Source organism: Lachnobacterium bovis DSM 14045 (assembly GCF_900107245.1).
Lineage (GTDB): Bacteria > Bacillota > Clostridia > Lachnospirales > Lachnospiraceae > Roseburia > Roseburia bovis.
Window position 1 is genome coordinate 62,264 of the sequence record NZ_FNPG01000008.1, and the last position, 24,694, is coordinate 86,957.

Annotated in this window: 20 protein-coding genes; 19 read left to right on the top strand and 1 reads right to left on the bottom strand. The window is 32.2% G+C overall.

Features of this window, described 5'->3' with window-relative positions:
- The first annotated feature begins 158 nt into the window (after window positions 1-158).
- From BLV79_RS03910 to BLV79_RS03965, 13 genes are all read left to right on the top strand, one after another.
- The gene (locus BLV79_RS03910) at window positions 159-2,576 is read left to right on the top strand and encodes a YceG family protein (protein WP_074716420.1); all 2,418 of its coding nucleotides are present in this window, start codon (window positions 159-161) and stop codon (window positions 2,574-2,576) included.
- An 11-nt stretch (window positions 2,577-2,587) separates the two neighbouring features.
- The gene (locus BLV79_RS03915) at window positions 2,588-3,736 is read left to right on the top strand and encodes a toxic anion resistance protein (protein ID WP_074716343.1); all 1,149 of its coding nucleotides are present in this window, start codon (window positions 2,588-2,590) and stop codon (window positions 3,734-3,736) included.
- A gap of 38 nt (window positions 3,737-3,774) precedes the next feature.
- On the top strand, window positions 3,775-4,356 hold the full coding sequence (locus tag BLV79_RS03920) for a TerD family protein (RefSeq protein WP_074716344.1): 582 nt from the start codon (window positions 3,775-3,777) through the stop codon (window positions 4,354-4,356).
- Window positions 4,357-4,371: 15 nt separating this feature from the next.
- Window positions 4,372-4,953 (top strand): TerD family protein, encoded by a 582-nt coding sequence (locus BLV79_RS03925; RefSeq protein WP_074716345.1) that lies wholly within the window; start codon window positions 4,372-4,374, stop codon window positions 4,951-4,953.
- Between the two features lie 41 nt (window positions 4,954-4,994).
- Window positions 4,995-5,573 carry a TerD family protein gene (locus BLV79_RS03930; protein ID WP_074716346.1) on the top strand — a complete coding sequence of 193 codons (579 nt, stop codon included), beginning with the start codon at window positions 4,995-4,997 and terminating at the stop codon, window positions 5,571-5,573.
- Between the two features lie 21 nt (window positions 5,574-5,594).
- The gene (locus BLV79_RS03935; RefSeq protein WP_074716347.1) at window positions 5,595-8,333 is read left to right on the top strand and encodes a calcium-translocating P-type ATPase, PMCA-type; all 2,739 of its coding nucleotides are present in this window, start codon (window positions 5,595-5,597) and stop codon (window positions 8,331-8,333) included.
- A 214-nt stretch (window positions 8,334-8,547) separates the two neighbouring features.
- The gene (locus BLV79_RS03940; protein WP_074716348.1) at window positions 8,548-9,366 is read left to right on the top strand and encodes an HAD family hydrolase; all 819 of its coding nucleotides are present in this window, start codon (window positions 8,548-8,550) and stop codon (window positions 9,364-9,366) included.
- Window positions 9,367-10,000: 634 nt separating this feature from the next.
- The gene (locus BLV79_RS03945; RefSeq protein WP_074716349.1) at window positions 10,001-10,756 is read left to right on the top strand and encodes an exodeoxyribonuclease III; all 756 of its coding nucleotides are present in this window, start codon (window positions 10,001-10,003) and stop codon (window positions 10,754-10,756) included.
- 124 nt (window positions 10,757-10,880) lie between these two features.
- Window positions 10,881-11,057: a hypothetical protein gene (locus BLV79_RS12870; RefSeq protein ID WP_173335441.1), complete on the top strand. Its 177-nt coding sequence runs from the start codon at window positions 10,881-10,883 to the stop codon at window positions 11,055-11,057.
- Window positions 11,058-11,276: 219 nt separating this feature from the next.
- Window positions 11,277-11,777: a metallophosphoesterase gene (locus BLV79_RS03950; protein WP_074716350.1), complete on the top strand. Its 501-nt coding sequence runs from the start codon at window positions 11,277-11,279 to the stop codon at window positions 11,775-11,777.
- Between the two features lie 207 nt (window positions 11,778-11,984).
- Window positions 11,985-13,304, top strand: coding sequence for an aspartate kinase (locus tag BLV79_RS03955; protein ID WP_074716351.1), 1,320 nt, complete (start codon window positions 11,985-11,987; stop codon window positions 13,302-13,304).
- 236 nt (window positions 13,305-13,540) lie between these two features.
- A complete protein-coding gene (locus BLV79_RS03960) occupies window positions 13,541-14,641 on the top strand; it encodes a DUF6709 family protein (RefSeq protein ID WP_074716352.1) in 1,101 nt (366 codons plus the stop codon).
- 205 nt (window positions 14,642-14,846) lie between these two features.
- On the top strand, window positions 14,847-15,416 hold the full coding sequence (locus BLV79_RS03965; protein WP_074716353.1) for a hypothetical protein: 570 nt from the start codon (window positions 14,847-14,849) through the stop codon (window positions 15,414-15,416).
- 173 nt (window positions 15,417-15,589) lie between these two features.
- On the opposite strand, the gene BLV79_RS03970 is transcribed toward BLV79_RS03965, so the two are convergent.
- Complete coding sequence (locus BLV79_RS03970; protein WP_074716354.1) at window positions 15,590-15,853, bottom strand: TIGR03905 family TSCPD domain-containing protein; 264 nt, start codon at window positions 15,851-15,853, stop codon at window positions 15,590-15,592.
- 197 nt (window positions 15,854-16,050) lie between these two features.
- On the opposite strand from BLV79_RS03970, the gene secA reads away from it, so the two are divergent.
- From secA to BLV79_RS04000, 6 genes are all read left to right on the top strand, one after another.
- Window positions 16,051-18,618, top strand: coding sequence for a preprotein translocase subunit SecA (secA, locus tag BLV79_RS03975; RefSeq protein WP_074716355.1), 2,568 nt, complete (start codon window positions 16,051-16,053; stop codon window positions 18,616-18,618).
- 434 nt (window positions 18,619-19,052) lie between these two features.
- The gene (locus BLV79_RS03980) at window positions 19,053-19,631 is read left to right on the top strand and encodes a glycerol-3-phosphate responsive antiterminator (RefSeq protein WP_074716356.1); all 579 of its coding nucleotides are present in this window, start codon (window positions 19,053-19,055) and stop codon (window positions 19,629-19,631) included.
- Window positions 19,632-19,658: 27 nt separating this feature from the next.
- The gene (gene glpK, locus BLV79_RS03985; RefSeq protein WP_074716357.1) at window positions 19,659-21,155 is read left to right on the top strand and encodes a glycerol kinase GlpK; all 1,497 of its coding nucleotides are present in this window, start codon (window positions 19,659-19,661) and stop codon (window positions 21,153-21,155) included.
- A gap of 20 nt (window positions 21,156-21,175) precedes the next feature.
- Window positions 21,176-21,892, top strand: a complete 717-nt coding sequence (locus BLV79_RS03990; protein ID WP_074716358.1) for an MIP/aquaporin family protein — start codon at window positions 21,176-21,178, stop codon at window positions 21,890-21,892.
- A gap of 96 nt (window positions 21,893-21,988) precedes the next feature.
- Window positions 21,989-23,431 (top strand): NAD(P)/FAD-dependent oxidoreductase, encoded by a 1,443-nt coding sequence (locus BLV79_RS03995; protein ID WP_074716359.1) that lies wholly within the window; start codon window positions 21,989-21,991, stop codon window positions 23,429-23,431.
- Window positions 23,428-24,693 carry an NAD(P)/FAD-dependent oxidoreductase gene (locus BLV79_RS04000; RefSeq protein WP_074716360.1) on the top strand — a complete coding sequence of 422 codons (1,266 nt, stop codon included), beginning with the start codon at window positions 23,428-23,430 and terminating at the stop codon, window positions 24,691-24,693. Before BLV79_RS03995 ends, BLV79_RS04000 begins: the two co-directional genes overlap by 4 nt.
- Window position 24,694 lies beyond the last annotated feature (1 nt).

Below are 24,694 nucleotides of genomic sequence, written 5' to 3' on the forward strand. Positions count from 1 at the left end.
ATTGTCTAAAGAAAAGTATATAATCTTTTTTAATATTATTCAAGAAGAGCATATTTTAAAAAAGAAGACTGTTAATTTATTGACAAGAGGGTATATTGTTTGAAAAGATAAAGTGTGATAATATTATATTTAAGATTCCTTTAGAGAGGTGTAAAACAATGTATAGATGTGGCAGATTAAATCAGCTTAGTGATTTTTTTAAAGATATATCCCAAAGGGAAAAAGGCATAATTTATCGCTATAGAATAGAAGAATATAACCAGGATATCTTTGAATTTTTAAAAAGATATTTTGATGAAGCATATAAAAGTGGAGCTGTATTAGGAGATGGAATTACTAATCCTACAGAGCAGAATCTAGATTATTTTTACAATATTCATGGAAACGAATTTGAGAATTCGATAGATTTTTTTGAAAAAAAATTAAAAATATGGCTACCGCGATTGAACGATTATCAGAAGGATATATTGGCTCAATCGATTTATGATGAATTGATGGGGTTAAAAAAATCTGGAAAAAATGACAACATGCTTAAAAATGCCTACATAAAATTTATGTGCTGGCTATACTATAAATTTGAAAAAGTTGTTAATCAATCAAGTAGTTCATTCATTCCTAAAATATTGTATATGGGAAATATGAGTAAGCATGAAATGCAATTTTTGAGTATGATCTCAAAGATTGGTTGTGATATTGTTTTGGTCTTTACAGATAAGGGCCAAAGTTATAAAAAAGTTGATTCAAATAATGTTTTTTCAACCAAATTTGAGGTGCTAAACGGAGGAGAGTTTCCAAGCGATTTTTCAGTAAAAAAATTAGCAGAGAAGCCGGTTGTAAATGTAAGTAAAAATCAGCCGGTAAATAGAGCAAACCAGCCGGTAAATAGAGCAAACCAGCCGGTAAATAGAGCAAACCAGCCAGTAAACAGAGCGAACCAGCCAGTAAACAGAGCGAACCAGCCGGTAAACAGAGCGAACCAGCCGGTAAACAGGACAAGTCATCCGACAGCACCGACAAGAAGATTAGAAAGTGGTTTTATAAGTGCAATTAACACTTGGATAGAGGGAAAAGACATTACGGATATTTTAACTCCATATTCTCAAAGAGGTAATGAAGAAAAATTTATTTATACATCGTTTATTAGAGTAAATGGAGTAGAAGATAGACAAACATATCCAAATGAGTTATATAGATTTATAGAACAGTTGCGCCAGAATGATAGAAAGTTTGTGATAATAGAAAACGAGATTCCTAAACCTACAGTACAAGAAATCTCAAATATCAGACGAGGTAATTACACAGATGTAGCTCGAATGCTTAATGAATTATCAAAAAACATTAATTATGCGACTAGCGTGCAATTGCAAAAGATAGTTACAGTAGAATTTATTAACTTCTTTCTTGATGAAGGGGAAAAAATGGGCAATAATGTTAATAAATTGATGAATAAAGCTGTCTATATTTTGTGCTGGTTAAAGAAATATGGAGACATTTTATTTCACGATTGGAAGAAGGAAAACATAGGTTGTGTTATTTATTTAGGTGGATGTAAAGACGAAAATGAAGATACTTTTTTAAGATTTTTGTCACGATTGCCTTTAGATATTTTAATTTTAGTTCCAAATTTAAATCAAAAATGTCTATTGACAGATGAAAAATTATATGAGATAAATTATAGTCAAAGTATGGAATTAAATGAATTTCCTAAGACCAGTAGTGGTTTAACAATGAATACAGTGGCGTTTAATGCAGAAAGAGACTTAGATACAATAATGTATCAGGATTCTGGAATGTACAGAATTAATCAGTTTAAAAAAGCGAATGTTGTATTTTTGAGAACAATGTTTGAAGAGATTGAAATATTATGGGATGAGGCATTAAAATTTAGACCAGGATTTGAGACAATAAATGACACAGTAATTATGCCGGTTATCTCAGCTAAAGTTTCAGGAGTAAAAGATAGAAACGTTAGAGATTATTTAGCATTAGTTAACAAACTAAAAGCGGCACCACGTACATTGGTTATACAAAATGTTGATTATATTCCTCAAGGAATGAGAAACCCTATGAAAGAATATGCAACAAGTTTTTACAAAAATGGAAGACTTCTTAAGGAAAAAATAAAAAGTCATCCAGCGTATAAATTTAGAATTTTACGTGAAGAAATGCAGGATTATATGTTAGAAAAATTGCAAAGTTTAATAGAACAATGTATAATCAGAGGAACAAAGCAAAATGGAACTGAATATACAATTATTTCTGTAGCATTGAATTTAAACAATGAGATTATTCGTATGTTGCAAGAATTTGATTTTACAGGGAAGAATCCGAAAGTGATTTATTTTAACACAAAAGACAGACCGTGTTCGTTAGAAGATACTATTTTACTTGCTTATCTGAACATGCTTGGATTTGATACGGTATTCTTTGTTCCAACAGGGTATCAGTGTATAGAAGGGTATTTAAACAAGAAATATTTCGAGGAATATCAAGTGGGTGAGTTCATGTTTGATTTGGCAACAAACCATGTCGACAGTATGTTTTCATCCATAACAAATAAAATATTTAGAAGATAAGAGGAAAAAAGATGGGATTAAATTTTAAAACAAATGAAACACAGACTGCTGTAGCTACAGCGCCTACAACATCAACAGATATCATTGATGTTAAACCATACGATATCGTAGAAGACAGACAGAAAATGAATGAGACATTAGTTGCATCTAAAGAAGTAGACGATTTAGCAAGCCAAATTGAAATTGCTGATTTAAACACAATCGTTACATTTGGTGCAGAAGCAGCAGATGAAATTGCAAAGGCTTCAGATGTTGTATTAAACGGAATGTCTTTATCACAAATTGAAGAGTCAAGTGAAATGCTTAATACTCTTTCAAAAATAATGTCAAAATTTGATATTGATGAAATCAAACAGGAGCCAGGTTTTTTCAATAAATTGTTTGGAAGTTTTAAAAAACAATTAGAGAAAATCTTAGAAAAATACCAGACAATGGGTGGAGAAGTTGACAAGATTTATGTTCAACTAAAACAGTATGAAAATGAAATAAAAGAAGCTAACAAAAAGTTAGATAAGATGTTTGATGCTAATGTTGAGTATTATCATTTATTGGTAAAATACATTTTAGCTGGAGAGCAGGGCTGTCAAGAAATTAAAGACTATATTGAAAAGAGACAAGCTGATTTTGAAGCGACAGGAGATAATTCAATTCAATTTGAAATCCAAAATTTGAATCAGGCGTTACTTATGTTAGAGCAAAGAACACAAGATTTAAGAATAGCAGAAAATGTAGCTATGCAGTCTATTCCAATGATTAAAACAATGGAATTTTCTAATTTGAATTTAGTAAGAAAAATAAATTCAGCATTCATCATTACATTACCAGTTTTCAAACAAGCTTTAGCACAGGCTATTATGCTTAAACGTCAGAAACTTCAGGCAGAAGCTATGGCTGCATTAGATGAAAAGACTAATGAATTATTAATTAAAAATGCCAATAATACTGTTGAACAGTCTAAGATGACAGCAAGACTTGCTTCAGGAAGTTCAATTAAGATAGAGACTCTGGAATCAACATGGAGAACTATCGTAAATGGTATTGAAGAAACAAAAAATATTCAGGAAAATGCCAGAGCTAAGAGAATCGAGGATCAGGCAAGACTTGAAGAAATTAAAAAAGATTTCAATGAAAGATATCATATGCCAGCTAGCAAAAGATAATTTCATAAGATATAAAGGGAAACAAGGAGGATTATAATATGCCAATTAACTTATCAAAAGGACAGAAAATTGATTTGACAAAAGGAAGACCAAGCTTACATAAAATAAGAGTAGGATTAGGATGGGATGTAAATGAGTTTGATACAGGTGGAAGTTTTGACTTAGATGCATCAGCATTTTTGGCAGCAGGAAATGGAAAGTGTACTCAGGATACAGATTTTGTTTTCTATGGAAATTTAGAGCATCCTTCAAAGGCGGTTGTTCATACAGGAGATAACAGAACAGGTGAAGGAGAAGGCGATGATGAAGTAATTAATGTAGACTTATCATTGGTACCAGATAGAATTGAAAGAATTGCATTTACTGTTACAATATATGAAGCAGAAAAGAAGAATCAGAATTTTGGACAGGTTTCAAATGCCTATATTAGACTTATTGATGAAGAAACTAATGAAGAAATTGTTCGTTATGATTTAGGTGAAGATTTTTCAATTGAAACAGCAATTGTTGTAGGTGAGTTGTATAAGAATAACGGAGATTGGAAATTTAATGCAATTGGTAGTGGATTCCAGGGTGGACTTGCTGCTCTTTGTGGTCACTATGGATTAGAAGCAGAATAATAGGAGGAATAAAATATGCCAGTTAATTTAACAAAAGGACAAAAGGTTAGTTTAACAAAGGACAATCCAGGATTAAATAAAATTGTAGTAGGATTAGGATGGGATGCTAATCAGTTTGACACAGGTTCACAATTTGATTTAGATGCAGCAGCGTTCATTTTAGGAAGCAATGGAAAAGTTGCGTCATCAGATGATTTTATTTTTTACGGAAATAAAAAAGATAAATCTGGATCAGTTGAGCATTTAGGAGATAATAGAACAGGTGAAGGTGAAGGCGATGATGAACAGATTCGTATTAACCTTGCAACAATGCCAGCCAGTGCAGAAAGAGTAGCATTTACTGTTACAATCTATGAAGCTGAAGCAAGAAATCAAAATTTTGGACAGGTAAGTAACGCTTACATTAGAGTTTACAATGAAGAAACTAACGAAGAATTAGTTCGTTACGACTTAGATGAAGACTTCTCTATAGAGACAGCTGTAATTTTTGCTGAAGTATATAAAAGAGGCAATGAGTGGAAAGTTAATGCAATGGGAAGTGGCTACCAAGGTGGCTTAGCAGCGCTTTGTGCAAATTATGGAGTTGAAGTAGAGTAAAAATTGACAGGAAGGCTAATTAAAAGAAGGAGGTTTTTAAAATGGCAATTAGCTTATCAAAAGGACAGAAAATAAATTTAACAAAAGAAAAAGAAGGCTTAAACAAGATACGTGTTGGCCTCGGATGGGATGAAGCTAAAAAATTCCTTGGAATTTTTGGCGCAGATGTTGACTGTGATGCGTCTGCAATATTATTAAGAAACGGTAAATTTGTTGACAAAAAAGATTTAGTCTATTTTGGAAATTTAAAGCATAAATCAGGTTCAGTAGTACACTGCGGAGATAACCTAACAGGATCAGGCGCAGGAGATGATGAACAGATTCTTGTCGAATTAAAAAGTGTACCAAGCGATGTTGATAGAATTGTATTTGTTGTAAACATTTATGATTGTATTGCAAGACGTCAGCATTTTGGAATGGTAAAAAATGCCTATATCCGAATCGAAGATCAAGGTTCAAGATCAGAATTATGTAGATTTAACTTGACTGATGAATATAATGGATGTACAGCAATGATTATGGGTGAAGTATCCAAAGAAGGAAATGAATGGCAATTCCATGCTATTGGACAAGGAACAGATGACGCTAAGATTGGACAATTAGTTAACAGATTTTCTTAAAAAAAATAGGGAGAAAAGAAAATGAAATTTGAAGGTTTAACCAACACTCAGGTTGAAGAATCACGTAGAAAATTTGGCTCTAACGTGATACCGGATTCAGAACCAACAACTTTTTGGGATGAATTCAAAGAAACATTTAGCGATCCTATGATTAAAATACTATTAGCGATTGCTGGTTTAATGATAGTAATGTTTTTCTTAGGTTATGCAGAAATCTATGAACCAATTGGAACTATCGTTGCAGTTTTAATTGTTGCTTTTGTATCAGCAAAGACAGGAGTTGCAAGTGATACAAAGTATAGAGAGTTAAAAGACAGCACAAAGAAAGATACTTGTAAAGTACATCGTGATGGAAAATTAGAAGTGATTGAAGTTGATGATGTTGTTGTCGGAGATAAAGTATTACTTCAGTCGGGAGATAAGATTCCTGCTGATGGTATATTAGTAGATGGAAAATTAAGAGTTGACAACTCAGCTCTTAATGGAGAAGCTGAAGAATGTAAAAAAGAAGCAGCTCCTATTGAAACACAATTAGCTGATAGTATCACAGGTGATACATTTGTTGATAAACATTCTTTATTTAGAGGCGCAGTAGTATTTGATGGCGAAGGCTACTTAGATGTAAGAAAAGTCGGTCTTAAAACTATGATGGGTAAAATGGCTGAAGAAATGCAGGAAGAAGAGCCAGATTCACCACTTAAAGTTAAATTAGGAATTCTTGCAAAACAGATTTCTACATTTGGTTATATCGGTGCCATTGTTATTGCTATTTTTTACTTAGTTCATACAATTATGGTGGCACATGGTTTAGGTGCATTTTTGGCACAGGGACCTCAAGGTGTTATTAAGAGTGTTGTAAACGCAGTTTCATTGGCAGTTGTTATTATCGTTTGTGCAGTACCAGAAGGCCTTCCTCTTATGATTTCACTTGTTCTTATGCAAAATACAAGTAAGATGCTAGATCATAACGTATTAGTTAGAAAAGCAGAAGGTATTGAAACTGCTGGATCACTTAATATTTTATTTAGTGATAAAACAGGTACAATCACAAAAGGATCACTTGAAGTTGTAGATTTCTTTACAGCTGATGGTAAAAGTATTGAAATTAATGAATTGGATAAACATGAAAAAGTAAAAGGTTTAATCAATTTTGCAATTGGAAAAAATACACAGTCGCTTTTTGATGCAGAAGGCAGAGTTGTCGGTGGTAATGCAACTGATCAGGCATTAATGAAATTCTTAGGAATTGATGAATTCAATAAACTAGAAAATGATGATGTTCATAAAATTACTGCGAACCAGGGCTTCAATTCAACTAACAAATTTTCACAGGCTAGAATTGATAGTTTAGGAAAGACATTCTACAAAGGTGCACCAGAGAGACTTTTAGCAAAAGCAAAAAAATATTTAGATGCAGATGGTAATGTAAAAGACTTAAATCTTGATGTTTTGAATAAAAAAATTGATGATTTAGCTGTTAAAGCAATGAGAGTTTTAGCTTTCGGTTATTCAGAAAAAGATTTAGTTGAAAATAGCATTAATGACGATGTTGTTTTAATTGGTTTAGTTGGTATCAGAGACGATGTTCGTGCTGAAGCTAAAGAAGCTATTCATGAAGTTAGAAAAGCCGGAATTCAGGTCGTTATGATTACTGGTGATAGATTAGAAACAGCAGTAGCCATTGCAAAAGATGCCGGATTAATTGAATCAGATGAGGATAAAGCAATTTCTTCAGCTCAGTTAAATGAAATGTCTGATGATGAAGTAAAAGCTATTATTCCACACATCAGAGTTATTGCAAGAGCTTTACCAACAGATAAGTCAAGAATGGTAAGACTTTGTCAGGAAATGAATCTTGTTGTAGGTATGACAGGTGATGGTGTAAATGATTCGCCAGCTCTTAAACGTGCAGATGTAGGTTTTGCTATGGGTAGTGGTACTGAAGCTGCTAAAGAAGCAGGTAAGATTGTTATCTTAGATGATAACTTTAAATCTATTAAAGATGCTATTTGGTATGGAAGAACTATTTACCATAATATTTTAAAATTCTGTAAATTCCAGTTAGTTATTAATGTAACAGCTGTATTAGTAAGTGCAATTGGTCCTTTCTTCGGAGTAGAAGAACCACTTAAGGTAACACATTTATTATTTGTTAACCTTGTAATGGATGGACTTGGAGCTATTATGTTAGGTAATGAACCAGCACTTGAAAAATATATGTCTGAAAAACCAAGACGTAGAGATGAAAGCATCATCAGTAAGAAAATGATGGCTCAGATTATTACAATGGGACTTTGGTTAACAATCATAAGTTTTGTATATTTAAAACTTCCTTTCTTCCAAAATCTATTTGTAGGTGCAGGAGAAAAATATAAAGTACTTAAAAACAATGTAAAAATGTCTAATGAATATTTACCATACGTAAGACACTTAACAGGCTACTTTGTATTATTTATAGTTGCTGCATTATTCAATGGATTTAACGTAAGAGATAATGGTTTTGGTATTTTCAAAAATTTAGTTTCAGGTGAAGATAAAAACACAGGATTTTTAAAGGTGTTTGTTGCTATTTGTGCAGTTCAATGTTTAATAGTTAATGCAACATTAATTCCAAATCCAGTATTCAATTTCATTGGTAAGATGTTTAGCTGTGAAACATTTGGAATCAAAGGTTGGATTGCTGTTATTGTACTTGCATTTACAATGATTCCTGTTGACATGATTAGAAAATTTGTTACAAAATCATATAAAGAAGTATAATCGAGATAAAGGCAATAAAAAGCAGATTATAATTTATAATAATTAAATTAAAAACAAGAAATACAAAAGGATAAAAAGATGGCGTGTCAACTATGGATAATAGTGGAAATAGATTGATGCGACATCTTTTTGATTTTCACAACATACGAGCAAAACATAAACAACATATAAGTGAAGCACAAACAACATACTAATAAAGCATAAGGAGAATATAATGTTAATCTTTTTTTCGGATTTAGATAAAACTTTAATTTATTCGTATAAGCATGACATAGGAAAAGAAAAAGAATTAGTTGAGATGTATCAGGGGCGAGAAGTCTCTTATATTTCAAAAAAGACATCAGACTTGTTAAAAAAAATGATGGGTACAAGAAAAATAGCAGAAAATAATAATGTTTTATTTGTGCCAACAACGACAAGAACAATTCAACAATACAATAGAATTACGCTTCCAATCGAAAAACAAAAATTTGCATTGGTTTGTAATGGAGGAATTCTTTTAGAAGAGGGAAATATTAATCAAGTATGGTATAAAAAATCGTTAGAAATAATCAAGGATTCTAACGCAGAAATTAAAAAAGCTATATCCATTCTAGAAAAAGACGAAAGTGTAAATTTTGAAATAAGGTATATTGAAGATTTATTTGTTTTTACGAAAAGTGAGGAGCCTCAAAAAACGTTGAATAATTTAAAAGAATCAATAGATCAAGAGAAGGTTGATGTTTTTTTGAATGGAGTAAAAGTCTATGCCGTTCCTAAAAAACTTACAAAAGGAAATGCAGTAAAAAGATTTATCGATTTTTATAAAAATAATATAAAACAAGATGATATTAAAACAGATGATATAAAAGCAGAGGATATTAAAACAGTTGCAGCAGGTGATTCGCTTTTTGATATTTCTATGCTAGAAAGTGTGGATCAAGCTTTTGCACCTTTCGAACTATTAGCCGAATATCCTCATTTAAAAAATATAAAAACGAATTCTGATAATCAATTATTTTCGGAGAAGATTTTAGAGAGTCTATTAGAATGAATACCATAAAAGATGAATTTGAATCGTGAATTAGAATGAAAAATGCGCACTTACAAACAAAATATCAGACAATAGAAAAATAAAATAAAAAATATCAGAAAAAGGGTTGACATATTTAAAAGTGCATGTTATATTATATATAACAAATCACTTAGTGAAGAAAAGAGGTTGAGCTAGAAAAAAGGTTTAGTTTAGAAAAAGAATAGTTTATTGAATCACTTAGGAATAAGAAAAAATAAGTGTACTAAGTGAAATACAAAAAGGAGGTACGGTCCAAAAGGAACGTTACGTTGGCAAGAAGCAACCAAGCAAACTAAAGTCGAATCAGAAACCAATAGACAATGGAATAATATGAGAGTAGGTATTTGGTATTAAAGTTTAGTTAGATAGTATCGTTTGCTACTGAAGTCTATTAGGAAGACGAAAGAAGAGATTTTAGAATGTTTTTTAACTGGTGGCTGAGACAATACTCAAGCCATTAAGAAAAGGCATAACGGAGGTATAGGCCATTGGAAATCACAAATTGATAGGCGTCGTTCGAATTTAAAATTTTTCGGATGACGCCTATCTTATTTTATAAAATAATGGTACAATTAATCCGATAAATAAAATAACTATTTTTTAGGAGACTAATATGAAACTTATATCTTGGAATGTTAATGGCTTAAGAGCATGCGTAAAAAAAGGATTTGAGGAATTTTTCAATGAAATAGATGCAGATGTTTTTTGCATTCAAGAATCTAAGTTACAAGAAGGACAGATAGATTTAAAACTTGAAGGATATCATCAATACTGGAATTATGCAGAGAAAAAAGGATATTCAGGAACAGCTCTATTTACAAAAAAAGAACCAATAAGTGTAACTTATGGAATGGGTATAGAAGAACACGATAAAGAAGGACGTGTTATTACAGCGGAATTCGAGGAATTTTATGTAGTGACATGCTATACACCAAATGCCAAAAGGGAGCTAGAAAGACTTGAATATAGAATGGTATGGGAAGATGACTTCAGAAAATATTTAAAGAAATTAGAAGAGAACAAACCAGTAATAATGTGTGGAGATTTAAATGTGGCTCATAAAGAGATTGATTTGAAGAATCCTAAGACAAATCGTAAAAATGCTGGCTTTACAGATGAAGAACGAGGTAAAATGACTGAATTGTTAGAAGCCGGGTTTATAGATACATTTAGATATTTTTATCCAGACAAAGAAGAAATATATTCATGGTGGTCATATAGATTTCATGCTAGAGAAAAAAATGCAGGTTGGAGAATTGATTATTTTATAGCTTCAGATTCATTAAAAGATAAATTAGTAGATGCAAAGATTCACACATCTATATTAGGTTCAGATCATTGTCCAGTTGAACTAGACATAAATGCCTAAAGTAGTCAAGTAAAAAAATAAAAATAAATAATGAATTTTTTTTACATTTAGCCCATGGAAAACAAGTATTGCTTGCGTTATAATTAGACTCGTTGTTGATAAATAAGGAGGAGCGTGTATAATTATGGTAAATGAAGTGTTAGATGAAGTAATGCTAAAAGGGAAATGTAAAGGAAAAGCTGAGGCAGTAGTAAGGTGTCAATGCAATATTGAGGATGCACCGAAGAATTGTCCGCAAGCTGAAAAATGTATGTTTTATTCATATTACAAGTGCTCTAAGTATTGGAAGCGCTTAGCATAAAGAGAATTGAAAATTTAATAAAAATTTAATTGATTTATGGTGAAGCACATATTATAGTATAGTAGATGCGTTTTTAGTATTTACCTCATAACGATATTTTACAGAAGATACTAAATGATGCTATATTGATATTAAATTGATGACTAGGGGTTCTTGAGGTGGCGAAGCGGCCACACCAAGGCCCTTTTTTGTTCTTTTATAAAAAACGGAGGGATTAAAATGAAAATTTTAGTATTAAGTGATTCACACGGAGATGTTGATTCGATGGTAGAAGTTGTAACAAAAGAAAGACCAGATGCAATATTTCATTTGGGCGATTTGATAGGAGATGCCCAAGAATTACATAATGAATTTCCAAATATTCCATTTTATATGGTCCCAGGTAATTGCGATGGATATGGTTACGATGATATAGAGGCTTCTGAAAAAGTTGTTGAGTTGGAAGGTAAAAGATTTCTTCTTTTACACGGACATACAAGAGCTGTTAAGTTAGGATATATGTCGTTAGAGTATCGTGCAAAAGAATTAGAAGTGGATGCAGCCTTATTTGGACATACACATGTGCCGTATGCTGATTATTTCGGTGAAACTTTAATTTTTAATCCTGGTAGTATTGGACAACCACATTATGGAGAAGACCCAACTTATGGCATTTTAAAAATAATTGGGGATAATATCAAATATGAGCACTGCGTATTTTCTGAGGTGTGTTCCAGGTAATAAAATAAAAAAATCATTAATAAAACACATAAATAAGATTTTTGATTCATTTTTTCACGGATAATGCAAATAAATCGTTTTTTTATAGAAAAATTGTTGTTTCATAACTACAAGTTATAAATAGAATAAAAATAAAAAAATTGACTGTATAGGGGGTTATGGTTTACAATATTGTTTGAATTTTATAAAAATAACGAGGAGCGAAAAATGGTAAAAGTAGTTAAATTTGGTGGAAGTTCGTTAGCAAGTGCAGAACAGTTTGCTAAGGTTGGAAAAATTATACGTGCAGATGAAACAAGAAGATATGTTGTACCAAGTGCACCAGGTAAGAGACATTCAAAAGATACTAAAGTTACAGATATGCTTTATAAATGCTATAGTTACGCAGAAGCTGATGAGGACTTTCGTGTTTTATTAATGAAAATTAAGGATCGTTATGATTCTATTATTAATGGTTTAAGAATAAAAGTAAGTTTAGATAATGAATTTAAGACTATTAGTGATAATTTTAAAGCTAAAGCAGGTGAAGACTATGCAGCATCTCGTGGAGAGTATTTAAATGGTATTGTGATGGCTGCATATTTAGGATATAAATTTATTGATGCGGCAGAAGTAATTTTCTTTGATGAAGATGGTAATCTTAATATGGATAAAACCATTAAAGTTTTAGGGGAAAGACTTTCAAAAGAAGAAAAAGCCGTTATTCCTGGATTCTATGGAAGTTTACCAGATGGAACAGTAAAAACATTTTCAAGAGGTGGATCTGATATTACAGGTTCAATAGTTGCAAGAGCCGTACACGCTGGTTTATATGAGAACTGGACAGATGTATCTGGTTGTTTGGTTGCTGATCCAAGAATTATTGATAATCCAGTTCCAATTGAAGTAATTACATATAGAGAATTAAGAGAATTATCATATATGGGAGCTTCTGTTTTACATGAAGATGCTATTTTCCCAGTTAGAAAAGCTGGTATTCCAATTAATATTAAAAATACAAATGCACCAGAAGAACCAGGTACATTAATTGTTGAAAGCACAGTTCAAAAACCTGATTATACAATTACAGGTATTGCTGGTAAAAAAGGATTTGTAGCAGTAAATATTGATAAAGATATGATGAATGGTGAAGTTGGCTTCTGTAGAAAAGTTTTACAGGCATTTGAAGAAGCAAATATTTCAATCGAGCACATGCCATCAGGTATTGATACTATGACAGTATTTGTTCACCAGGATGAATTTAAAGAAAAAGAGCAGCAGATTATTGGTTCAATCAGAAGAAATCTTGATCCAGATGTAATTGATATGGAAGGAGATTTAGCATTAATCGCAGTTGTTGGGAGAGGAATGAAGGCTACAAGAGGTACAGCCGGAAGAATTTTCTCTGCATTAGCACATGCAAGAATTAATGTAAAAATGATAGATCAGGGTTCATCAGAACTTAACATTATCATTGGAGTAAGCAATAGCGACTTTGAAGAAGCAATAAAAGCTATTTATGATATTTTTGTAGAAACAAAATTATAAAATAATATATTTTTTATAAGAACCGTTGAGTATAAGAACCGTTGGGTATAATGTTACTCAGCGGTTTTTTCGCATAAATCTATGAAGTCTTATGATTTTTTATTATTTCATTCTAGGATTGTGAAAGTTTTTTTAAAACTTTTTGATTTTTCTGCAAAAAACTATATTTTCTTGCAAAAAAAACAATAATGATGTAAAGTTATAATATTGAATATTATGGAGGATGATTGAGAAAGATGGAAAGTGAGATTTTTAAAAGAGCAAATGTTGCCAAAAAAAGACATTTGTTAGGATTTGCAGGTCTTGCAATTCTTTTATGTGCATTTATTATTGGATATACATGGGATATTAAAAATACGAATGCACACAGAGTTGACTTAGATAAGAAATTTATTAGTAAGTGTAAAGATGGAAATGCTGTTAAATTAACAATTACTTCTGCACCAATTGAGGTTGCTAGTAGAGAAGGCTCAAAAGTAAAATATAGCATTGTTGAAAATGAGAATGCTTTGTATATTTTTGAAGCAAGTAAAGATGAAATGAAGAGCATCAGCAAAAAAATAAATAAAGATGGAAAATATGTTATCTATGGTGCTTTAAGAAAAATTTCTGCAGTTAGTGATGAGAGTGACTTAGAAAATTGCGTTGTTAAGTCATTAACTGATATGCAGGGAAAACAATTAATCGATAAAGAAGACTTCAACGACACATTTGGCGATTATATGGTTGAAAATGGTGCGGATGGACATTCGTTATTTGGGGATGTTTTAATATTTTTAATGATTATTGACGGAATTGTTATGGTTATTTTCGTATTCCTATTATATGGTGATAGAACCGCCACAAAGAGACTTGCTAAATATTCAACAGAAGAGTTAAAGAAAATTGAAGATGAAATAAAAGATTCTAAAACTGTAGCTATTGTGGATAATAAGTTATATTTAACACCTAACTATTTGGTTAGAGCATCTCGAAATTTAGTGATTTTGCCTTACGAAGACATTTGCTGGATTTATAAAAAAACAAATTCATATGGATTTGTTAAGGTACCAGATCAATTAACTATTGCAACAATAGAGGGTTATTTTATTACAATTCCTAATAAGATGTTTGATTCAGATAAAGAAAAAACAAAAGTTATTGATATATGCGTAGAAAATAATCCAAATATAGCAGTAGGATATGACATTGGAAAAGAAAATAATTACAGAATAATTAGCAAAGACATGAGAAATCTAGTAAAAATTGGGGAGGATCCAAGAGATAAATATAAAGATAAAAACTTTGTAGAATTATTAGATAAAAAAGACTTAGAAGTAGACGAAGAAGATGCATAGTAAGAATTAATTCCTCACTTATAAGTGAGGAATTTTTTTACATAAAAAAGAATCAATTAGCATTTGATTATAAAATAAAAAGGGCTTTAGAAACGGGACTATAAAAGCACTATATGAATTCCTATCAAGGAAATTATATGAGTGGAATGGTAAAGATAGTGACTCATTTATCGGACCTGGAGATATTTTTGGTGAATACTATATTGTGAATGAAAGCACAGGCGAAAGTAAAATAGGATTTTTATCTAGAATAGCATTTAAATTATTAAAATATGATGTTTTGTTTTTAGTGTACGGAGTTTTACGTGTTATGCTTGATAGAAAGTATGGTAAGTACATGAAGAGATATACAGAATATGAAAGAGAAAAAATAGATGCAGAAGTATGTGGCGGCAAAAAAGAGTATATAGGCAAAATATATTTGACACCTACTTATTTCGTTTCAGATTTAGTAGCAGTACCGTATGAAGATATTTGTTGGATGTATTGTAAAACTATTAAAAAAAATTTTATAAAAGCAAGTGAGCAATTAGTGGTTTCTACAATTGATGGTTTTACTTTTGCAGTAACTTGTTTTAAAAACAGGGATTATGATCCCAAAATTCTTGTAATGAGAAAATGTTTAGAAAAAAATCCAAATATTGCAATAGGATATGACAGACATAAAAAAGCTAGATATTCGAAACTAAAAAAAGAAATAAGAAGACTAAAAAGAGAAGGTAAAGATCCTATTAAGGAATATAGAAACAAGGATTTTGTAGTATATTTTGGATAAGATAATAGAAATTGAATAGTAAAATAATCCCTTATTAATACATATTTTAAATAGCCTATATTTTTACGATAATTTGTAAAAAAAGGATACATATCACTGAAAATATTAGTAAGGGATTTTTTACATAAAGTAATTATTTTTATATGATATTATATACAACTTTATATATAATATTATGCTTGTTTACTTGCTTTGTAGGCTTCAATACAAGCGTTAGCAAGTTGATCACCGCATGAAGTGTTCTTGATGCCACATTTAATTCCTTGTATTCTGTTTACAACTTCTTCAACGGTCATGCCTTCAACAAGTTTAGGAATAGCCGCAAGGTTACCAGGACATCCACCAGTAAAAACAACATTTCTAACGATGTTTCCGTCCAATTCTAATTCAATTTTACTAGAGCAAGTTCCTTTTGTTTTATAAGTATATTTGAACATGTTTCCTCCTTGTATTACATCAAATTAATCCCAATTATAGCAAGTAATATTTGTTAGTTCAATAGCAATTGTTAAATGTAGTTACAAATATGTAAATTGTTAAAAAAAAGTTAACAATTAGTTAATTACATAAGGTTGAGAATAATTGTTTAAAGTGATATAATTTTGTCATTGTTTATGATAGGAGTAGGTATAGGATGAGTACAATTACAAAGATTTTTGGCACACATAGCCAGAGAGAATTAAAAAGAATCAAATCTAAAGTAGATAAAATAGAATCATATCATGATTCTATGAGAGCTCTTTCAGATGAAGAGTTAAAGGGAAAAACATTAGAGTTTAAAGATAGACTAAAAAATGGTGAGACACTTGATGATATTTTACCAGAGGCATATGCAACAGTACGAGAAGCAGCAAAACGTGTTTTAGGTATGGAACACTACAGAGTTCAGCTTATTGGTGGAATTATTCTTCATCAGGGAAGAATTGCAGAAATGCGTACTGGTGAAGGTAAAACATTAGTATCGACATTGCCAGCCTATTTGAACGCCCTTGAAGAAAAAGGCGTACATATCGTTACAGTTAATGATTACCTTGCAAAACGTGATGCTGAGTGGATGGGAAAAGTTCATGAATTTTTAGGCTTAACAGTTGGTGTTGTCCTAAACGATATGGATAATGACGAAAGACGTGATGCTTACAATTGTGATATCACATATGTAACTAATAACGAATTGGGTTTTGATTACTTAAGAGATAACATGGTAATCTATAAAGAACAATTAGTTCAAAGAGGATTACATTACGCTGTAATCGATGAGGTCGATTCAGTATTAATTGATGAAGCCAGAACTCCACTTATTATTTCAGGTCAAAGTGGAAAATCTACTAAGTTATATGAAGCCTGTGATGTACTTGCAAGACAGTTACAAAGAGGTGAGGATTTACCAGAATATTCTAAGATGGATGCTTTAATGGGTGTTGAACAGGAAGAAACTGGTGATTTCATTGTTAATGAAAAAGATAAAATTGTTAACTTAACTCAGGAAGGCGTTAAGAAGGTTGAAAGATTTTTTAATATAGAGAACCTGGCAGATACAGAAAACTTAGAGATTCAGCACAATATTAACCTTGCTCTTAGAGCTCACAATTTGATGTTTAAAGATCAGGATTATGTTGTAAAAGATGATGAAGTATTAATCGTAGATGAGTTTACAGGAAGAATAATGCCAGGACGTCGTTATTCAGATGGTTTACATCAGGCGATTGAAGCAAAAGAGCATGTTAAAGTAAAACGTGAAAGTAAGACACTTGCAACTATTACATTCCAGAACTTCTTTAACAAATACGATAAGAAATCTGGTATGACAGGTACAGCTCTTACAGAAGAAAAAGAATTTAGAGATATCTATGGAATGGATGTAATTGAAATTCCTACAAATAAACCAATAGCTCGAATCGATCATGACGATGCAGTATATAAGTCAAAAGATGAAAAATTTAAAGCTGTTGTTGAGGAGGTTGTAAAAGCGCACCAAAAAGGACAGCCAGTTCTTGTAGGTACAATTACAATCGAAACATCAGAATTAATCAGTGGTTTATTAAAGAGACGTGGAATTAAACATACAGTACTTAATGCTAAATTCCATGAGCAGGAAGCTGAAATTGTAGCACAAGCTGGTCAGCACGGTGCAGTTACAATTGCTACAAATATGGCTGGTCGTGGTACTGATATTAAACTTGATGAGGAAGCATTAGAAGCAGGTGGATTAAAGATTATTGGTACAGAAAGACATGAATCAAGACGTATTGATAATCAGTTAAGAGGACGTGCTGGTCGTCAGGGTGATCCAGGTGAATCACAGTTTTTCTTATCACTTGAAGATGATTTGTTAAGATTGTTCGGTTCTGAAAGATTAATGGCTATTTTTGAAGCTCTTGGTGTTCCAGAAGGAGAACAAATCAAACATAAGATGTTAAGTTCTGCAATCGAAAGAGCACAGAAGAAAATTGAAAGTAACAACTATGGTATACGTAAAAACTTACTTGAATATGATCAGGTTAATAACGAGCAAAGAGAGATTATGTATGCAGAACGTCGTAGAGTATTAGACGGAGAAAACATGAGAAATGTAATCTTTAAGATGATTCAGGACAGAGTAGAAGCTGCAGTTGATACATGTATTTCATCTGAAATCGATAGAAAAGATTGGGATTTAAACGAGTTAGATGAGTTATTACTTCCAATTATCCCAATGGAACCAACAAGACATATGGATTTATCAGATGTAAAAAATGAAAAACAATTAAAACAATTCTTAAAAGAAAAAGCAGTAAAATTATACGAAGAAAAAGAAGCAGAGTTCCCTGAAATCGAACAGTTTAGAGAATTAGAGCGTGTAGTTTTACTAAGAGTTATGGATAGGAAGTGGATGGATCATATTGATGATATGGATCAGTTACGTCAAGGTATCGGTTTACAGGCATATGGTCAAAGAGATCCAAAAGTCGAATATAAAATGGTTGGATTTGATATGTTCTCAGAGATGACTTCAGCTATTCAGGAAGATACAATCAAACTTCTATATCATGTAAACGTTGAAGAGAAAGTTGAAAGAGAAGAAGTAGCTAAAGTTACAGGTACTAACAAAGATGCAGAGGGTCCAAAGGTACCTAAGAAGAGAGAAAATGCCAAAATATATCCAAACGATCCATGTCCATGCGGAAGTGGTAAAAAATATAAAAACTGTTGTGGAAGAAATTAGTACATCAAAGATGTAAATGTTAAATTAAAAGGTGCAAAGTCAGTGTGATTTTGCATCTTTTTTAGTTATATAGGAAAAGTGTTATTTAAGGAATACGTTATTAGAGGAGGCATTATTTATTAAAGGTTGTAATATTAGAAGTGGGATTAGAAGATTATATAGTTTAAAAGAAATTAAGTTGTTTGTATATGTAAAAAAAGCACGCAAATATAACGAAAATTTTATCGTTTTAAGTCAAAATAACGAAAAAATAAAGAAATATTCGCAATATATATTGCAATATAACATATAAAGTGTTATATTGAATGTATCTTAAAAATATGCCTATGAGAGAAGAGAATGTGGCAAATAGCAGAGGTAATACTGTGCATCTTTTTGTTACGTTCTCTTTTTCATTGAAAAAGAAGAAAAATAAAAAGATGGAGTAGAGGTTTATGTGTAGTGATTTTGTTGAAAAAGTCGAAAATACACCAATTATTGCTGCTATTAAAAATACAGAGGGTTTGGAGGTGTGTTTGAAAACTGATATTGATGTTATATTTGTTTTATTTGGAGATGTGTGCTCTATACCAAAGATTGTAAAGAAGATAAAAGATGCAGGAAAGATAGCTATGGTGCATATAGATTTAATCAGTGGATTAAGTGGAAAAGACATAGCGGTTGATTATATTAAAAAAAACACGCAGGCGGATGGAATAATAACCACGAAAAATAATTTGATTGCACACGCTAAGGAAGTTGGACTAAATACTATTTTAAGATATTTTGTGTTAGACAGTATGGCACTTGTAAATATCGAAAACCAAGCAAAACAAAGTAATATACAACCAGATATAATCGAAATTATACCAGGTGTAGTTGTTCCCAAAATTATTAAATGTATTGATAAGATAACTAAAGTTCCGGTGATGGCTGGGGGGCTGATATCGGATAAAGAAGATGTTATGAATGCATTATCAAGTGGAGCAATCTCAATATCAACAACTAATCAAAGTGTCTGGTTCTTAGATTAATCTCAGGGTGAATAGAGGAGGAAGAAAATGGCAAAATATGTAATGGCATTAGATGCAGGTACAACAAGTAACAGATGTATTTTATTTAATGAAAAAGGGGAAATGTGCAGCGTTGCTCAAAAAGAGTTTACACAATATTTTCCACAACCAGGTTGGGTCGAGCATGATGCAAATGAAATCTGGCAAACACAATTGTCAGTAGCTCGTGCTGCAATGAATAAAATTGGTGCGAAAGCAGAAGATATTGCTGCAATAGGTATAACCAACCAACGTGAAACGACAATAGTTTGGGATAAAAAGACAGGTCAGCCAGTATATCATGCAATTGTATGGCAATGTAGAAGAACAGCGGATTATGCAGAAAGTCTTAAAGAAAAAGGATTTGTTGATTGCTTTAGAAAGAAAACTGGTTTAGTAATTGATCCTTATTTTTCAGGAACAAAATTAAGATGGATTCTTGAAAATGTACCTGGAGCAAGAGAAAGAGCAGAAAAAGGAGAACTATTGTTTGGTACAGTTGATAGTTGGTTGATTTTTAAATTGACTAAAGGAAAGGTTCACGTAACGGATTATTCAAATGCATCAAGAACAATGTTATTTAACATTAATACACTTGAGTGGGATGATGATATCTTAAAAGAGTTAAATATTCCAAGAGAGATGCTTCCAGAAGCAAAACCATCAAGTTGTGTATATGGAGAATCTGATCCAGAATTCTTTGGAGGAAAAATCAAAATTGCTGGTGCAGCAGGTGATCAGCAGGCAGCTTTGTTTGGCCAGACATGTTTTACAGCAGGTGAAGCAAAAAATACATACGGAACTGGTTGCTTTATGCTTATGAATACAGGCGACAAACCAATTTTTTCAAAAAATGGATTATTAACCACAATAGCTTGGGGATTAGATGGAAAAGTAAGCTATGCTTTAGAAGGTTCTGTATATGTTGCTGGAGCAGCTATTCAATGGTTAAGAGATGAGTTAAGAGTGATTGATACATCACCAGATTCAGAGTATTTTGCAACACAGGTAAAAGATACAAATGGATGCTATGTTGTTCCTGCTTTTACGGGGTTAGGTGCACCATATTGGGATCCATATGCGCGAGGAGTTATTACAGGTTTAACACGAGGTGTTAATAAATATCATTTGATTCGAGCAACTTTGGAATCTTTAGCTTTCCAAACAAATGATGTATTACATGCAATGGAACTTGATTCAGGAATCCATTTATCAGCATTAAAAGTTGATGGTGGCGCTTGTAAAAATAATTTCTTGATGCAATTCCAATCAGATATTATCGGAGCACCTGTAAGAAGACCTGAATGTGTTGAAACAACAGCTATGGGTGCATCGTATTTAGCAGGTTTGGCTGTAGGATATTGGAAGAACAAAGAAGATGTTATGAAAAACTGGGAAATCGATAGAACGTTCGAACCAGAAATGACAGAAGAACAAAGAAAAGAAGAAATTAAAGGATGGGACAAAGCAGTTAAATGTTCATTTAATTGGGCTAAAGATGAATGATAAATATGGAGGTATAGAATATGCGAATATTTATTTGTGAAATGATTGGCACGGCGATGTTATTGTTATTAGGTAACGGCGTTAATTGTAATGTTTCTCTTAATAAGTCAGGGCAAAAAGGCGGAGGAACAGTGCAGACAGGACTTGCTTGGGGACTTGCAGTTTTGCTGCCAGCATTTATTTTTGGCAAAACAACAGGAGCACATTTTAATCCAGCAGTTACATTAGCACTTGCAGTAGAAGGATCTGTAAAAACAAGTGATATTCCTTATTATCTTTTAGGACAATTTATTGGCGCATTTATCGGTGCTGCAATTGTTATTTTATTATTCTATGATCATTTTAAAGCAACAGATGATCCAAGCGTTAAATTAGGTTGTTTTGCGACTGGTGGAACAATACGTAATACGTTCTTGAATTTTTGTTCAGAATTTGTATGTGGATTCGTTTTATTATTTGCAATTAAAGGAATAGGACAAGTCAGTGGTGCTGATAAAGTCGGATTAAATTATTTACTTGTTTACGCTATCATCGTATCAATTGGTATGTCACTTGGAGGTTTGACAGGATATGCTATGAATCCAGCCAGAGATTTTGGACCTAGACTTGCTTATGCAGTTTTACCAGTTCCTGGCAAAGGAGATGCAGATTGGGGTTATGCATGGATTCCGGTTGTGGCACCAGTATTGGGCGGAATTGCAGCTGTTTTGCTATATTCCGTAATACCATTTGCTTAAAAATTAATATTAAATTGTGGAGATTGGAGTCAAACAATTATTAACTTACCGCAAGGTAGGTTAGATTGTTGGCTCCTTTTTTGAAAGGAGAAGGGCATGAAAGACGTTATAATTATTGGCGCAGGAGTAACGGGAGCTGCCGTTGCTAGAGAGTTATCCAAATATGATTTAGATATATGTGTATTAGAAAAAGAAGAAGATGTATGTTGTGGTACATCAAAAGCAAATAGTGCTATAGTACATGCTGGCTTCGATGCAAAAGCTGGCTCATTAATGGCAAAACTAAATGTAAGAGGAAATGAAATGATGGACGAACTATGTAAAGATTTGGATATTCCATTTAAAAGAAATGGTTCGCTTGTTGTATGTATTCATGAAGAGACAAAAGAAGGTTTAAAAGATTTATATAATAGAGGAATCGAAAATAATGTCAAAGGACTTAAAATTATAGATAAAGAAGAACTAAGGAAATTGGAACCAAATATTTCAGATAATGCTGTAGCTGCTTTATATGCTCCAACTGGTGGAATAATTTGCCCATTTGAATTAAATATTGCTATGGCAGAGAACGCAAATGAAAATGGTGTTGAGTTTTATTTTAACACTCAGGTTGAAAAAATATATTCTGATATAGAAGGAATTTATCATGTAAAAACAAATAATGGAGAATATAAAACACGTTATGTTGTAAACGCCGCTGGAGTGTACGCAGATGTAATCCATAATATGGTAAGTAGTAAAAAAATAAAAATTACACCAAGACGTGGAGATTACTGTTTGCTTGATAAAGAAGTAGGAGGACATGTAACACATACAATTTTTCCACAGCCAACAGCACTTGGTAAAGGAGTTTTAGTTTCACCAACCATACACGGAAATTTAATTGTTGGACCAACAGCTGTTGATATAGAAAACAGGGAAGGAGTCAACACGACAGCAGAAGGAATAAGCGATTTAATAACAAAGGCTAATGATCATGTCAAAAATTTACCACTTAAAAAAGTTATAACAAGTTTTGCAGGACTAAGAGCGCATGAAGATAATCACGAATTTATCATAGGAGAAGTGGAAGACGCACCTAATTTTATTGATTGCGCTGGTATAGAATCACCGGGATTGACAAGTAGCCCTGCAATTGGAGAAATGGTTGGAAACATTTTTAAAGAAAAATTATATTTAAAAGAAAAACCAAATTGGAAAAAAACTAGACGTGGTATTTTAAATCCAAGCACATTATCAATGGATGAACGCAATGAATTGATAAAAAAACAACCAGCATATGGAAATATAATTTGTCGATGTGAATCGATTTCGGAAGGTGAAATAATAGATGCAATCCATAGACCATTAGGTGCTAGATCACTAGATGGGGTAAAAAGAAGAACAAGAGCTGGAATGGGAAGATGCCAAGCAGGTTTTTGCTCACCTAAGACGATGGAAATAATAAATCGTGAATTAGGTTTAGATTATGAAAACATAACCAAAAGCGGTGGTAAATCAAATATTGTATTTGGTCGCACAAAGGGGGAAGACAGATGAAAGAATATGATATCGTTGTAATTGGAGGAGGTCCTGCAGGACTTGCGGCAGCAGTATCTGCAAAATGTTCCGGCGTAGAAAATATAATAGTTTTAGAAAGAGATAAAGAATTAGGTGGTATCTTAAATCAGTGTATTCATAATGGTTTTGGACTTCATACATTTAAAGAAGAATTAACAGGTCCAGAGTATGCATACAGATTTATGGAAAAATTATATAAAGAAAAAATACCATATAAATTAAACACAATGGTTATGGATATTTCTAAGGATAAAATTGTAACTGCAATGAATAGAGAGGATGGAGTTTTCAAGATAAAAGCAAAAGCAGTTATTTTAGCAATGGGATGCAGAGAACGACCAAAAGGAGCACTTAATATTCCGGGCTATAGACCAGCAGGTATTTTTTCGGCAGGAACAGCGCAAAGACTTGTAAATATTGAAGGATATATGCCTGGCAAGGAAGTAGTTATTTTAGGATCAGGTGATATAGGACTTATCATGGCAAGAAGAATGACTCTAGAAGGTGCAAAAGTAAAGCTCGTTGCAGAATTAATGCCATATTCAGGAGGCTTAAAACGAAATATAGTTCAGTGCCTAGATGATTTTAATATTCCATTAAAGTTGTCTCATACAGTTGTTGATATAGAAGGAAAAGAAAGAGTTTCAGCAGTTACAATAGCGCAAGTAGATAATCATGGAAAACCAATAAAAGGTACTGAAGAAAGATATACTTGTGATACATTGCTTTTATCATGTGGTTTGATTCCAGAAAATGAGCTTTCTAGAAATGCTGGAGTTTTAATGAATTCACTAACAAATGGCCCAATCGTAAATGAAAGTCTAGAGACAAACATAGAGGGAATATTTGCATGTGGAAATGTGTTACATGTGCATGACTTAGTTGATTATGTATCAGAGGAAGCAAAAAAAGCAGGTGAAAGCGCCGCAAAATATGTTAAAGGTGAGCAAATAAATAATAATAACAATTCAGTAGAAATTAAAGCAATAGAAGGTGTTCGTTATACAGTCCCATCTACAATAAATGTAGATAGAATGGAAGATATGCTTACTGTAAGATTTAGAGTTGGCAAGGTATATAAAGGTGCATATGTAAGCGTATATCTTGACAATGAGCGCATTATGCATAACAAGAAAAAAATAATGGCACCCGGAGAAATGGAACAAGTTATTCTAGTAAAAAATAAATTAAAGGAACAACCTGAATTAAAAACGATAACTGTAAAAATTGAAGATGAATAAG